The following is a 13,443-nucleotide window of genomic DNA, read 5'->3' on the forward strand; positions in this document are numbered from 1 at the left end:
TCTTGATGCCGCGGCCGGACGGGTCTTTACTGCGGCCAAATCCCCTCCCCCATCCGAAAGGCCCCTATGCGCCGTCGTCTCGCGTTCGCCGCCATCCTGCTTGCCTCGTCCGCCGCGGCGCTTGCGCAGCAGGGCAATTCGATGCCCCAGCCGCTGCCGTTCGAGGACACGATCCCCGCGCCGCGCGACGTCGACTATCCGGGCGTCATCCGCCTCGACGTCGACGCGACCGACATCGACCGCGCGATCTTTCGCGTGAAGGAAACGGTGCCGGTGGCGCAGGCGGGCCGCATGACGCTCCTCATGCCCGAATGGCTACCCGGCAACCACGCGCCGCGCGGGCAGATCGAGAAGCTCGCCGGCCTCGTCATCCGCGCCAATGGCAAGGTGCTGCCCTGGAAGCGCGATCCGGCCGACGTCTATGCCTTCCACTTTGACGTGCCGGCGGGGGTGAAGAGCGTCGAGGCGAGCTTCGAGTTCCTGTCCGCGACCAAGGCGGATCAGGGCCGGATCATGGTCGCCCCCAACATGCTGAACGTCCAGTGGGAGGCGGTCAGCCTCTATCCCGCGGGCTACTACACCCGCCGCATCCCCATCCAGGCGAACGTGAAATATCCCGCCGGCTGGACCGCGGCGTCGGGGCTTCCGTCGACCCGGAAAGGCCAGACCTATGCCTATCAGCAGACGAGCTACGAGACGCTGCAGGACTCGCCGGTCTTCGCCGGCCGCTATTACCGCGAGTTCAAGCTGAGCGACCGGGTCGACCTCAACGTCTTCGCCGACAAGCCCGAAGAGCTGGCCGCGACGCCCGAGCAGATCGCCGCGCACCAGCGTCTCGCCGAACAGGCGGTCAAGCTGTTCGGCGCGCAGCATTACGACCATTACGAGTTCCTGTTCGCGATCACCGACCAGATGGGCGGCATCGGCCTCGAACATCATCGCAGCTCGGAAAACGGCGTCCCCTCGGGCTATTTCACCAAGTGGAACGACGGGCCGGGCCGCCGCAACCTGTTGCCGCACGAGTTCACGCATAGCTGGGACGGCAAGTTCCGCCGCGGTGCGGACCTGTGGACCCCCGACTTCAAGACGCCGATGCGCAACTCGATGCTGTGGGTGTATGAGGGGCAGACGCAGTTCTGGGGCTATGTCCTCCAGGCGCGCTCGGGCCTCGTGTCGAAGCAGGATACGCTCGACATGATGGCGTCGATCTGGGCCAGCCTCGACAATCGGCCCGGCCGCGACTGGCGCCCGATGATCGATACCACCAACGACCCGATCATCTCCGCCCGCCGGCCCAAGGGCTGGGTCAGCTATCAGCGCAGCGAGGATTACTACAACGAAGGGCTGCTGATCTGGCTCGACGCCGATGCCAAGCTGCGCGAGCTGTCGGGCGGCAAGAAGTCGATGGACGATTTCGCGCGCGCCTTTTTCGGGATGCGCGACGGCGACTGGGGCGTGCTGACCTACAATCTCGACGACGTGGTCAAGACGCTGGAGGGCATCCAGCCCTATGACTGGCGCACCTTCCTCGACGAGCGCGTCTATCAGGTGAACAAGCGCGCGCCGCTCGCCGGGTTCGAGAAGAACGGCTACCGCATCGTCTACACCGAGGATCAGTCGCCGTATCTGAAGAGCGCCGAGCGCGAGGGGACCGCCGACTTCTTCTATTCGCTCGGCCTGACGATCGGCAAGGAAGGCGCGGTTACCGCCGTTCGCTGGGACGGCCCGGCGTTCGAGCAGCGGATCGACGTCGCGACACAGGTCGTGTCGGTGAACGGCGCGGCTTACACGCCCGACGTGCTCAAGGCGGCGATCACCGCCAACAAGGGCGGGCAGGCGCCGATCAAGCTCTTGCTCAAGCACGACGATCGCTATCGCGAGGCGGTGATCGATTACCGCGGCGGCCTTCGCTATCCGCGCGCGCAGAAGATCGGGACGGGCGAAAGCGGCCTCGACCGGCTGCTATCGGCCAAGTGACGACGCGGCTCCGGCACTGACCGGCGCAAGACGAGCAACAATCGGTGCGGCGCAGCATTGACGCGCCGCACCGAAAGCCTATGCGCATCGCCCAAGTCTTATCAGGGAGTTTGGACCATGCGCATCGACAAGGTGCCCGTCGGCAAGTCGCCGCCCGACGATCTCAACGTCATCATCGAAGTGCCGACCGGCGGCGAGCCGGTGAAGTACGAGTTCGACAAGGCGTCGGGCGCGCTGTTCGTCGATCGCATCCTGCACACGCCGATGCGTTACCCGGCCAATTACGGCTTCGTGCCGCATACGCTGAGCCCCGACGGCGATCCGCTCGACGCGCTGGTCGTCGCGCGCAGCCCGTTCATTCCCGGCTGCGTCGTCCGCGCGCGCCCGATCGCGGTGCTGAACCTCGAGGACGAGGCCGGCGGCGACGAGAAGCTGGTCTGCGTGCCGGTCGACTCGACCTTCCCCTATTACACCAAGGTCGACGGCAAGGAGGACCTGCCCGAGATCGTGTTCGAGCAGATCGAGCACTTCTTCACCCACTACAAGGATCTCGAAAAGAAGAAGTGGGTCCGCATCGGCACCTGGGGCGACCGCGACGAGGCGCGCCGCGTGACGATGGAAGCGATCGAGCGCTACAACGCCGAAAAGGCCAAGGGCCAAGAGCCGATGAACCACGACGTCCCCGGTCGCGAGGACTGAAAGCGATGAGCGGCGCCGGCGAGCTCAAGGCACGTGCGGCGCTGCTCGGCCTGTTCGAGACACCGGTGCTGCACGCACAGGTCACCGACCCGTCGGCGACCTGTGCGGCGCTTGCCGAGGCGGTGCGCGCGCGGCGGGTCAGCCATGCGGGCGTCGACCGTTCCAATGTCGGCGGCTGGCATTCGGCGACCGATATGCTCGACTGGGGTGGCCCCGCCGCGCGCCATGTGGCCGATCTCGCGATCCGGCTGGCGAAGCGGCTGTCGCATTTCGACGGTAGCGATGCGGCATCGGTCGAATGGAGCGTCCGCATGTGGGCGAACGTGTCGCCCCCCGGCGCGCTCAACATGAGCCATGCGCATCCGGGCGTGCTCTGGGCCGCGGTCTTCTACGTCGACATGGGCGATGCCGGCGACAGTGGCGGCGAACTCTATCTCGAGGACCCGCGCTTTCCGCTGCCACAGGCGCGGATGGCGGGGTTTCGCATGATCGGCGGCGACGGACAGCCGCAATCGCCCGATCGGCGTATTCCGACCAAAGCGGGCGACCTCGTCGTCTTTCCCGCCTGGCTACGCCATGGCGTCCGCCCACATGGCGGCACAAGTGAGCGGATTTCGATTGCGATGAACCTCGACGCGACCTGACGCGCCGAGGTTCAGCGGTTAATCATTCGGGCTTGCGGCCGAACGCGGCGAACAGCGCGGCGCCCGCAGCGGCAGCGATGCCGATCGCGGCAAGCGGCTGGCGACGCGCGAACTCGAGCGCGGGCTCCAGCGTATCCTCGATCGCGGCCTGGAAATGGCCGAGCGACTTCTGGCCGCGACCCTCGGCCGAATCGGCTGCGCCCTCGGCCTCGAGGCTCTTGTCGTCCACGGCCGAACCCAGCGTCTGCTTGGCCTTGCCACCCAATTCTCGGATGGTCCCTTCGACGATATTCTCGTTCATGTCAGTCCTCCGTTATCGAGGAGCATGACGCACCGCAGCGGCGAAAGTTTCAGCCGCGTACCAGCTTGGGATAGGCAGCCTTGAGCGCCGCGACCTTGGCCACGTCCCAGCGCAGGATGTAGGGATGGCGCGGGTTGCGGCGGGCGAAGTCCTGATGCTCGGCCTCCGCCGGGAAGAAGCCGCCCTGCTCGATGCGCGTGACGATCGGCTTGCCGCCGTAAGGGTTCGCTTTCTTCAATTGCGCGATATAGCGGGCCGCCACCGCCGCCTGTTCGCGCGATTGCGGGAAGATGGCGGAGCGATAGCTGGGGCCGCTGTCCGGGCCCTGGCGGTTGAGCTGCGTCGGGTCGTGCGCGACCGAGAAATAGAGCTGGAGCAGCCGGCCATAGCTGACGACGCTCGGGTCGTAGGTGATCCGCACCGCTTCGGCATGGCCCGTCCGCTCGGTCGACACCGCGCCATAATTGGCGGTCGCCTTGTCCCCGCCGGCATAGCCGCTGGTGACGTCGGTCACGCCCTTCACCTGCTCGAACACTGCTTCCATGCCCCAGAAGCAGCCGCCCGCCAGCACGGCCACGGCGCGCCCCTTGCCCGCGGGCACGTCGGCGGCGGGCGCGGGGATCGGCACCGCGCGCTCGGCATGGCCCGGCGCGGCGGTGAGGGCGAGTCCGACGGCAGCGGCACCGGCCAGGCCGGCGATCCAGAACGGCTTCATCATGGCCTCCTTCGTTCAGCCCCAAGATGGTGCGCCGGACGGCAAAGGAAAAGCGTCCAATGGCGACCAAGGATGCAACGCCAGTGACGCACGACACGTTTAGGAGCGGGGCCTGTAATCGCGTTCGGGGATGTGACCGTGACGATCTTTCATCCACTGCTGGTGGAGGCGGTGCGCGATGCGCGCCCGCTCGACGAGAACGAACTCAAACTGTTCGCCGAGTCGATCCGCGAACAGGTGCGCCCGGTGCGCCACGCCCCCGCAGAGCCGCCGCTGTTCCAATGGGCGAAGCGCGCGGTCGAGGGCTCGCGCGTCAGCTGACCGCGGGCGTGACCGACGCGTCGGCGCTCACCGGCGGGTAGAGCGGCTGGTCCTCGGGTTGCGCGATCTGAAGCCCGACCAGCGCCACCGCGCCTAGCGCGAAGCCCGAGAGGAAATGCCGGAGAAAGCCGGCGCGCGTCTTGTTCGTCATCGTCAGTCCCTTTGGCCGGGGGCGAATGCCCGTTGATCCCTTCGAGCCTCAATGCTCGCCGGCCGTTATAGCGATTCGGGTTGAACGGACGGTGGACCGCGCGTTCATCTTTCAGTTGGGTTTGGGTGCGGCACCGGTCCGCTCCCCTACCCGGCCGCCCAACAAGTATGCTGTGGGTGGCCGGGTAGGGGAGCGGGCCGGCGCCGCTCACGCGCGGGAGCGCGTCAACGAAGTGCGAAAATCGCCTCGCCGATCCGTTCGCACGCGGTGCGGAGCAGGTCGTCGCTGGTCGCATAGCTGATGCGGAGCGCCGGCGAGAGGCCGAACGCGCCGCCATGCACCGCCGCGACGCGCCCCTCGTCGAGGAGATAGCCGACGATCTTCTCGTCGGTGTCGAGCAGCTCGCCCTTCGGCGTCGTCCTGCCGATCACGCCCGACAGGTCGGGATAGACGTAGAAGGCACCCTCCGGCGTCGGACAGGTCACGCCCGGAATGGCGTTGAGCATCCCAACCACCAGATCGCGGCGCTTCTGGAACGCCTTTGCCCGCTCGCCGAGAAAGTCCTGCGGCCCGCTGAGCGCCGCCACCGCCGCCGCCTGCGCGATCGAACAGGGGTTCGAGGTCGACTGCGACTGGAGCTTGGCCATCGCTTTAATAAGCCAGGGCGCGCCCGCGGCGAAACCGATGCGCCAGCCGGTCATCGAATAGGCCTTGGAACAGCCGTTCACCGTCAGCGTGCGGTCGTAGAGCGTCGGGCACACCTGCGCGATCGTCGCGAACTCGAACCCGTCATAGGTGATGTGCTCGTACATGTCGTCGGCCATCACCCAGACATGCGGATGCCGCTCGAGCATGCGGCCGATCGCGCGCAGTTCGTCGGCGGTGTACGCCGCACCCGTGGGGTTGGAGGGCGAGTTGAGGATCAGCCACTTGGTCTTCTGCGTGATCGCCGCCTCGATCTGATCCGGCGTCACCTTGTAGTTCTGGTCGGAGCCGGCCGCCACGAACACCGGCGTGCCGCCCGCGAACTGGACGATGTCGGGATAGCTCACCCAATAGGGGGCGGGCACGATCACCTCGTCGCCGGGGTCGATCGTCGCGACGAGGGCGTTGAACAGCGTGTGCTTGCCGCCGACGTTCACGCTCACCTGATCGGGGGTGTAGGTGAGGTCGTTGTCGCGCGCGAACTTGTCGACGATCGCCTTCTTGAGCGCGGCGGTGCCGTCAACATTGGTATATTTGGTCTGGCCGTCGCGAATGGCCCGGATCGCGGCCTCTTTCACGAAATCGGGCGTGTCGAAATCGGGCTCACCCGCGCCCAGGCCGATCACGTCGACGCCCTTGGCCTTCAGCTCGAGCACGCGCGAGGTCATCGCGAGCGTGGCGGAGGGCTGGATGCGGCCGAGCGCGGTCGAGGGCGTCATGGATCGGGCTTTCGGTTGGCGGCGCACGAAGTTGCGCCGGCGCGCCTATACGCTTGTCGTTTGTGACGCCGCAACCGTAACCGCCGAAACCAGCCCACGCAGCGCATTGCCGAGCAGGAAACCGCCCGCAACGTCGGCGGGGGTCAGGTCGCGTTCGACCGCTCGCCCGCTCTCGATCAACTCGGCGCGCAGGATGCCGGGCAGCAATCCGCGCCTCGCGGGCGGCGTCAGCAGCACCCCGTTGCGCTCGATGAAGACGCTGGTGAAGCTCCCCTCGGTGAGGAAGCCCTCTGGATCGACGAATACCACTTCGTCGGCGGTCCCCCGCGCATCGTCATAAAAGCGCCGGTCACTGGTCTTGTGGCGCAAGCGAAAGTCGGCCGGATCCACCGGCAGCGGCACCACGGCTACCCGCCACGGCTCGGTCCGCGCGGGCGGCAGCGGGCTCGTCTCGATCGCCACCGCGCCGCTCGGGCTCAGCATCAGCCGCACCCGCGCACCCTCACGCAGGCGAAAAGTCGCGGCCTGAAGCTCGTTGCGGACGGCGTGTCGGTCGAACGGAAAGCCGAACGTCACCGCACTCTCCCGCATCCGCGCCAGATGCCGTTCGAGCAACAGCACGCCCTCGCGCGGGTCGAAGCGCATCGTCTCGATAAGGTCGAACGCGCGTGCGCGCCGCGTCAGGAACGCCCCCTTGGCAAGGCACTCGTCCCATTCGTCGCGCGCGCGCGAATCGGCGACGATGCCCGAGCCGAGGCCGAGCGTCGCGCGATCGCTACCCTTTGCCAGCGTCAGCGTGCGGATCGCGACGTTGAACGCCGCGTCGCCGTTCGGCGCGAAATGCCCGATCGCGCCGGTATAGAGGCCGCGCGGGCCCCGCTCGATCGCGTCGATCGCCTGCATCGCGCGAAGCTTGGGCGCGCCAGTAATCGAACCGCAGGGAAACAGCGCCGCCATCACGTCCACCGCGTCGCGCCCGGGGGCGAGCGTCGCCTCGACGGTCGAGGTCATCTGGTGGACGGTCGGATAACGCTCGACTTCGAACAGGTGCGGCACCTTCACGCTGCCGGGGACGGCGACGCGCGACAGGTCGTTGCGCATCAGGTCGACGATCATCAGGTTTTCGGCGCGCTGCTTTGGATCGGCGGCCAGCGCCTCGGCCGCGGCGCGGTCGGCGGCGGGATCGGGATCGCGCTGGGCGGTCCCCTTCATCGGCCGCGCGGTCAGGCGGCGGCCCTCCGCCATAAAGAAAAGCTCCGGCGACAGCGACAGATGGACCGCGTCGCCGGTCGAGACGACCGCGCCCCATCCCGCCCCCGACGCCGCGCGCAGCCGCGCATAGGCGGCGAGCGGATCGCCGATGACGCGCGTATTTGCCGGAAAGGTCAGGTTCGCCTGATAGATGTCGCCCGCGCAGATAAGCGCCAGCACTTCGTCCAGCCGCGCCGCATAGGTGGCGAAGTCGATGCCCGGCTCGGCCGGCCCCACCCACGCACCGCGCGGATCGGGCAGCGCCGCCGGGTCGAACGGCTCCACCCGCTCGAACAGGCCGAACCACGCCAGCGGATCGCCGGGCGAGGCGGGCGCGCGATCCTCGAACGCCGCACCCGCGCCATAGGCAAGGAACCCCACGGCGTGCAGCCCACTCTTCAGCCCCGCGCGGATCGCCTCGAGAACGCCCGCGACCTCGCCCGGCTCGCGCGCGACGAGTACGCGGGCGGGATCGCGGTACAGCCGCGCGGTGCCGCCGGGCCGCGCGTCGTCCAGCAGCACATATGGTCCGTCCGCCCCCATTTCCCTCACCTGCCGCGCGCATCGCTGCGCGGCAAGCCTCGTTGTCGGACGCGCCCCCTCGGCCTATGCGGGAGGCATGACCCAGCCTCCCCTCCGCGCCACGATCATTCCCGTCACCCCGCTCCAGCAGAATTGCACGCTGTTCTGGTGCACCGCGACGATGAAGGCGGCGGTGGTCGATCCCGGCGGCGACCTCGCACGGATCGAGAGCGCGATTCAACAGGCCGGCGTGACGGTCGAAAAGATCCTCGTCACCCACGGCCATATCGACCATTGCGGCGAGGCCAAGCCGCTGGCCGACAAGCTCGGCGTGCCGATCGAGGGGCCGCACGAGGCCGATCGCTTCTGGATTGCACGGCTGGACGAGGACGGGCGCAACTACGGCATCCGCGGCGTCGTGTTCGAACCCGATCGCTGGCTGACCGAGGGTGAGACTGTGGCCGTCGGCGACCTGACGTTGTCGGTCTGGCACTGCCCCGGCCATACGCCCGGCCATGTCGTCTTCCACCATGCGCCCTCGAAGCTGGCGATCGTCGGCGACGTGCTTTTCAAGGGATCGATCGGCCGCACCGACTTCCCGCTCGGCGATCACGACGCGCTGATCGAGGCGATCGTGACCAAGCTGTGGCCGATGGGCGATGACACGCTGTTCCTGCCCGGCCACGGCGAACCTGGCCGCTTCGGCGACGAGCGCCGCAGCAATCCGTTCGTCGCTGACAGGGTGCTCGCCGGGGCCTGACGCCGAGCCTTGTTCGAGGCGGAGCCTAACGCCCCGCGGGCAGCCAGCCGAGGTCGAGATTGCGATAGCGGTCGACATAATGGGTCGCCGCCGCCAGCGCGCGTTCGTCGCGGATCGTCACGCGCTGTCCCTCACGCGCGATCAGCCCCTCTTCCTCCAGCTGCCGCAGCATCCGGTTGACGTGGACCGCGGTCAGGCCGGTCGCGTCGCCCACTTCCTCCTGCGTCAGCGCGAGCGAAAAGCTCTCGCCGATCGACCCGTCGCCCGCGCGCAGCCGGCTGCGCCAGTCGAGCAGCAGCGCCCCCACCCGCGCCTTGGCCGAGGTGCGGCCGAGCGCGGCCAGCCGGTCGGTCAGCGACACGCGCTCGACCTGTGCATAGGCGAGAATCATCGACGCCAGCCGCGGATGCGCCTCGATCACCTCTGCCAGTGCGCTGCGCTCGAACGGGCAGACCACGCTCTCGGCGACCGCACAGATCGATTCGGGCGCCTGGGCATAGACGATGCCCGACAGCCCCAGCATTTCGCCGGGAAAATGAAAGCGCAGGATCTGGCGGCTGCCGTCGCCCAGCAGCACATAGGTCATCATCAGTCCGCTGCGCAGGATGAACAGCTCGCCCGACCGGTCGTTGCTGCGGCGAAGGATGCCGCCGCGCTTGATCGTGCGGCTTCGCTCCTCCAGCCGTCCGAGCGTATCGCGCTCCGCCGGCGTCAGGTCGATATGCTCGCTAAGGACGTCGGCGAAACAATGGGCCGGCACGCTTCGGTTCTCCCCTTTTGTTCCGCAGGAAAAGCAGGGGGTTCGAAAGCGTGCATTAAAGTCGATCAAGTGGCTCGGCGGCGCGGTCGCGACCCGTTGCTAGCGGGGCGGCGCGCCCTTAAAGCGCGGGGATGGATCGCATCATCATTCGCGGCGGCAATCGCCTGGCCGGCCGCATTCCCGTTTCAGGTGCCAAGAACGCCGCGCTGACGCTGATGCCATGCGCGCTGCTCACCGACGAGCCGCTGACGCTGCGCAACCTGCCGCGGCTGGCTGATGTCGACGGGTTCGGGCATTTGCTCAACCAGCTCGGCGTATCGACGATGGTCGAGGGCGCGCATCCCAGCGATTTCGGCCGGGTGATGACGATGCGTGCGCAGCGGCTGACCAGCACGATCGCGCCCTATGACATCGTGCGCAAGATGCGTGCGTCGATCCTCGTCCTCGGCCCGCTGCTCGCCCGCGCGGGCGAGGCGACGGTGTCGCTGCCCGGCGGCTGCGCGATCGGCAACCGCCCGATCGACCTGCATCTGAAGGCGCTGGAGGCGCTGGGTGCCGAGATCGAACTGGCGGCCGGCTATGTGAAGGCGACCGCGCCGGGCGGGCGCCTCGCGGGCGGTCGCTATACCTTCCCGATCGTGTCGGTGGGCGCGACAGAGAATGCGATCATGGCCGCGGTGCTGGGCAAGGGCACCTCGATCCTCGACAATGCCGCACGCGAGCCGGAAATCGTCGACCTGTGCAATTGCCTGCTCGCGATGGGCGCGCGGATCACCGGCGTCGGCGGCGAGACGCTGACGATCGAGGGCGTCGACCGGCTGCACGGTGCGACCTATCGCGTCATGCCCGACCGGATCGAGGCGGGCAGCTATGCCTGTGCCGCGGCGATCACCGGCGGCGACCTCGAACTCGTCGGCGCAGCGGCCGGCGACATGCGTGCGACGCTGGCGGCGCTGGCCGAGGCGGGCGTGACGGTCGAGGAGAAGCGTGATTCGGTGCGCATCGCCGCGCCCGGCGGCATGCGTCCCCTGACGCTGTCGACCGCCCCCTATCCGGGCTTCGCGACCGACATGCAGGCGCAGTTCATGTCGATGCTGACCCGGGCCGACGGTGCCAGCCTGCTGACCGAGACGATCTTCGAGAACCGCTACATGCACGTGCCCGAACTGGCGCGGATGGGCGCGGACATTCAGGTCACGGGCCGCTCGGCGGTGGTGCGCGGCGTCACCAAGCTGGTCGGCGCGCAAGTGATGGCGACCGACCTTCGCGCCTCGATGAGCCTCATCATCGCCGGCCTCGTCGCCGATGGCGAAACCGAGGTGAGCCGCATCTATCACCTCGACCGCGGTTACGAGCGGCTGGAGGAAAAGCTTCAGGCGGTGGGCGCGGATATCGAGCGCGTCGGCGGCTGAGGCATATTTTGTTGGCGGCACCGGCCCGCTCCCCCACCCGGCCACCCAATCAGGATACGCTGTGGGAGGCCGTGGGGGGGAGCAGGCCGGTGCCGCCCTTCTCCAGAGCGCGCAGCCCGATCAACGGGCGCGCCCAGGGGATGCGCGATCCGACGAGATAGAAGATCGCGCACGTCGCCGCGGTCGCGCCGAGCAGGATCGCGAACTCCGTCCACGGACCGAGATGCAGGGGCAGCGTCTCCCAAGCGAAGAACACGATTGCTGCGTGGTGGACGAGGTAGAAGGGGAAAACCGCCTCCCCCAGCGTCTTTCGCCAGCGATGGTCGCGGTTCCAGAATCGCTCGGCCAGGCGGAACAGGACGAGCGTCATCGTCCAGCCCATGACGACATCGGCGCCGCGCTCCGCCGCCATTGCCCAATGCGGCGGGATGGCGTCACCCTTCCATGTCATTTCGGCAAAGACGATCATCGCGCCGCTCACCGCCGCCGCGAGTGCGGCAAGCTTCCACGTCCGCTCGATCGCGCTCCACAGCCGCGGCTGTGCGGCGAGCGTGAAGCCGAAGAGGAACATCGGATAGTAGATCACATGACCCGGCCAGTCGGTGAAAAGGCCCTGTTTCTCGGGGATCACGAACAGCATCGCGAGGCGCAGGAACCCCATCAACAACAGCGGCGCCCAAAGAATACGCAGCCCCTTGGCGATCCATACGGCGGGGGACGCGCCGGGCAGTCGGTGCAGCCGCGACAGTCCCATCGTCACCATCGTGTAGGCCCAGAGATAGACAACGAACCAGAGGTGCTCCCAGCTCGGGAACTCGCGGCCATAATATTGGCCGATGCGCCAGTAATCGCGCGTCCAGAACGTCCAGTAGCCGTGCGGATAGCCGCGCGTCGCGACCTGGATATACATTTCGATCGGCACCAGCACGACCATGCCGAAGGCGAGCGGGACGAGCAGGCGCAGGTTGCGCGAGCGCACGAACGGCCCCTCCCCGCCCGAGCGCGTGAACAGCATCCGGCTGGCATAGCCCGACACCGCGAAGAGCAGCGACAAGCGCCACGGGGTCAAGAGCGCCATCGGCGGGATCAGTTCGGGATAGCTGCGATCGGTGTCGATCACCCAGTGCCACGGCGCGAACACCATGCCGATATGATAGAGGATGAGCAGGCCGAACGCGGCGATGCGCAGCCAGTCGAGGCCGTAATGCCGCGCGGTGCGGACCTCGGGCGATGCGGCGACGGGCGAATGCAAGCGGCGACCCTTCTTGTGGCTGGGGCGGATCGCCTTTCGCCTTTCGTTCGGGACAGCTATATCGCGTTCGCGTAACCGAAACCTTGCGGGAAATTCCAATGTCGATCCGACCGTGGCGCGATATCCAGCGCCGCCAGAGCCGCCAGATCATGGTGGGCTCCGTCCCCGTCGGCGGCGACGCGCCGGTGACGGTGCAGACGATGACCAACACGCCGACCAGCGATCCGGGCGCGACGATCTCGCAGATCCGCCGTTGCGAGGACGCAGGTGTCGACATCATCCGCGTCTCCTGCCCCGACGTCGAATCGACCGCGGCGCTGGGCAAGATCGTGCGCGCCTCGCGCGTGCCGATCGTCGCCGATATCCACTTCCACTACAAACGCGCGCTGGAAGCCGCCGATGCCGGCGCCGCGTGCCTGCGCATCAATCCCGGCAACATCGGTTCGTCGGAGCGCGTGGCGGAGGTCGTCCGCGCCGCCAAGGTCAATGGCTGCGCGATCCGCATCGGCGTCAATGCCGGCAGCCTCGAGCGCGACCTGCTCGAAAAATATGGCGAGCCCTGTCCGGAGGCGCTGGTCGAAAGCGCGCTCGACCATATCAAGCTGCTGCAGGACCATGATTTTCACGAGTACAAGGTCGCAGTGAAGGCGTCGGACGTGTTCCTCGCCGTCGCCGCCTATCAGGGTCTGGCCGAGGCGACCGACTGCCCGCTGCACCTCGGCATCACCGAGGCGGGCGGGCTGATCGGCGGCACCGTCAAATCCTCGATCGGCATCGGCAGCCTCCTGTGGTTCGGCATCGGCGACACGATCCGCGTGTCGCTTTCGGCCGAGCCCGAAGAGGAAGTGCGTGTCGGGTTCGAGATCCTGAAGGCACTCGGCATCCGCAATCGCGGCGTGCGCGTTGTCTCCTGCCCGTCCTGCGCGCGCCAGGGCTTCGACGTGATCCGCACCGTTCAGACGCTGGAGGAACGGCTTCAGCACATCCGCACGCCGATGAGCCTGTCAGTGCTAGGCTGCGTCGTCAACGGCCCCGGCGAAGCGCGCGAGACCGATATCGGCCTGACCGGCGGCGGCGCGGGCAAGCACATGGTCTATCTGTCGGGCGTGACCGACCACACGGTCGAGGATGCCGACATGATCGAGCACATCGTCAAGCTGGTCGAAGCCAAGGCCGCGGAGATCGAGGCGACCGATGCAGCCAAGGCCGTGGCTGCGGAATAGGTGACGGGCGCACGCGCCGGCCCTAAGGCGC

General features: G+C 67.8%; 14 protein-coding genes. 7 read left to right on the top strand and 7 right to left on the bottom strand.

Annotation, left to right across the window (positions count from 1 at the left end; translation table 11 throughout):
- The first annotated feature begins 66 nt into the window (after positions 1 to 66).
- The 3 genes from FHR19_RS00185 to FHR19_RS00195 all read left to right on the top strand — a co-directional run bounded on the left by FHR19_RS00185 (position 67) and on the right by FHR19_RS00195 (position 3,320).
- Positions 67 to 1,977: a M61 family metallopeptidase gene (locus FHR19_RS00185; protein ID WP_184023131.1), complete on the top strand. Its 1,911-nt coding sequence runs from the start codon at positions 67 to 69 to the stop codon at positions 1,975 to 1,977.
- A 117-nt stretch (positions 1,978 to 2,094) separates the two neighbouring features.
- Positions 2,095 to 2,676, top strand: a complete 582-nt coding sequence (gene ppa, locus FHR19_RS00190) for an inorganic diphosphatase (protein ID WP_184023133.1) — start codon at positions 2,095 to 2,097, stop codon at positions 2,674 to 2,676.
- Between the two features lie 5 nt (positions 2,677 to 2,681).
- The gene (locus FHR19_RS00195; protein ID WP_184023134.1) at positions 2,682 to 3,320 is read left to right on the top strand and encodes a TIGR02466 family protein; all 639 of its coding nucleotides are present in this window, start codon (positions 2,682 to 2,684) and stop codon (positions 3,318 to 3,320) included.
- Positions 3,321 to 3,342: 22 nt separating this feature from the next.
- Here the strand turns inward: FHR19_RS00195 and FHR19_RS00200 are convergent, their stop codons facing one another.
- Together FHR19_RS00200 and msrA are read right to left on the bottom strand one after the other, a co-directional pair.
- On the bottom strand, positions 3,343 to 3,621 hold the full coding sequence (locus tag FHR19_RS00200; RefSeq protein ID WP_184023136.1) for a CsbD family protein: 279 nt from the start codon (positions 3,619 to 3,621) through the stop codon (positions 3,343 to 3,345).
- A gap of 49 nt (positions 3,622 to 3,670) precedes the next feature.
- Positions 3,671 to 4,339 carry a peptide-methionine (S)-S-oxide reductase MsrA gene (gene msrA / locus FHR19_RS00205; RefSeq protein WP_184023138.1) on the bottom strand — a complete coding sequence of 223 codons (669 nt, stop codon included), beginning with the start codon at positions 4,337 to 4,339 and terminating at the stop codon, positions 3,671 to 3,673.
- A 135-nt stretch (positions 4,340 to 4,474) separates the two neighbouring features.
- Here msrA and FHR19_RS00210 point away from each other — a divergent pair, with 135 nt between their 5' ends.
- A complete protein-coding gene (locus tag FHR19_RS00210) occupies positions 4,475 to 4,657 on the top strand; it encodes a hypothetical protein (protein ID WP_184023140.1) in 183 nt (60 codons plus the stop codon).
- On the opposite strand, the gene FHR19_RS00215 is transcribed toward FHR19_RS00210, so the two are convergent.
- The 3 genes from FHR19_RS00215 to pabB form a co-directional block, all read right to left on the bottom strand.
- Positions 4,650 to 4,808 (bottom strand): hypothetical protein, encoded by a 159-nt coding sequence (locus FHR19_RS00215; protein ID WP_184023142.1) that lies wholly within the window; start codon positions 4,806 to 4,808, stop codon positions 4,650 to 4,652. The genes FHR19_RS00210 and FHR19_RS00215 overlap by 8 nt on opposite strands.
- Positions 4,809 to 5,032: 224 nt before the next feature.
- On the bottom strand, positions 5,033 to 6,232 hold the full coding sequence (locus FHR19_RS00220) for a pyridoxal phosphate-dependent aminotransferase (protein WP_184023144.1): 1,200 nt from the start codon (positions 6,230 to 6,232) through the stop codon (positions 5,033 to 5,035).
- A gap of 45 nt (positions 6,233 to 6,277) precedes the next feature.
- Positions 6,278 to 8,026: an aminodeoxychorismate synthase component I gene (gene pabB / locus FHR19_RS00225; RefSeq protein ID WP_184023146.1), complete on the bottom strand. Its 1,749-nt coding sequence runs from the start codon at positions 8,024 to 8,026 to the stop codon at positions 6,278 to 6,280.
- Between the two features lie 76 nt (positions 8,027 to 8,102).
- Here pabB and FHR19_RS00230 point away from each other — a divergent pair, with 76 nt between their 5' ends.
- Entirely contained in the window at positions 8,103 to 8,765 is a 663-nt protein-coding gene (locus tag FHR19_RS00230) for an MBL fold metallo-hydrolase (RefSeq protein ID WP_184023148.1), read from the top strand.
- 25 nt (positions 8,766 to 8,790) lie between these two features.
- Here the strand turns inward: FHR19_RS00230 and FHR19_RS00235 are convergent, their stop codons facing one another.
- Entirely contained in the window at positions 8,791 to 9,525 is a 735-nt protein-coding gene (locus FHR19_RS00235; RefSeq protein WP_184023150.1) for a helix-turn-helix domain-containing protein, read from the bottom strand.
- A gap of 131 nt (positions 9,526 to 9,656) precedes the next feature.
- On the opposite strand from FHR19_RS00235, the gene murA reads away from it, so the two are divergent.
- Entirely contained in the window at positions 9,657 to 10,937 is a 1,281-nt protein-coding gene (gene murA / locus FHR19_RS00240; protein WP_184023152.1) for a UDP-N-acetylglucosamine 1-carboxyvinyltransferase, read from the top strand.
- A gap of 49 nt (positions 10,938 to 10,986) precedes the next feature.
- On the opposite strand, the gene FHR19_RS00245 is transcribed toward murA, so the two are convergent.
- Positions 10,987 to 12,189 (bottom strand): acyltransferase family protein, encoded by a 1,203-nt coding sequence (locus FHR19_RS00245; protein WP_184023154.1) that lies wholly within the window; start codon positions 12,187 to 12,189, stop codon positions 10,987 to 10,989.
- Between the two features lie 98 nt (positions 12,190 to 12,287).
- Here FHR19_RS00245 and ispG point away from each other — a divergent pair, with 98 nt between their 5' ends.
- Positions 12,288 to 13,412 carry a flavodoxin-dependent (E)-4-hydroxy-3-methylbut-2-enyl-diphosphate synthase gene (gene ispG / locus FHR19_RS00250; protein WP_184023156.1) on the top strand — a complete coding sequence of 375 codons (1,125 nt, stop codon included), beginning with the start codon at positions 12,288 to 12,290 and terminating at the stop codon, positions 13,410 to 13,412.
- Positions 13,413 to 13,443: the final 31 nt, after the last annotated feature.

The organism is Sphingomonas yantingensis (assembly GCF_014199325.1).
In the GTDB taxonomy this organism is placed as follows: domain Bacteria; phylum Pseudomonadota; class Alphaproteobacteria; order Sphingomonadales; family Sphingomonadaceae; genus Sphingomonas; species Sphingomonas yantingensis.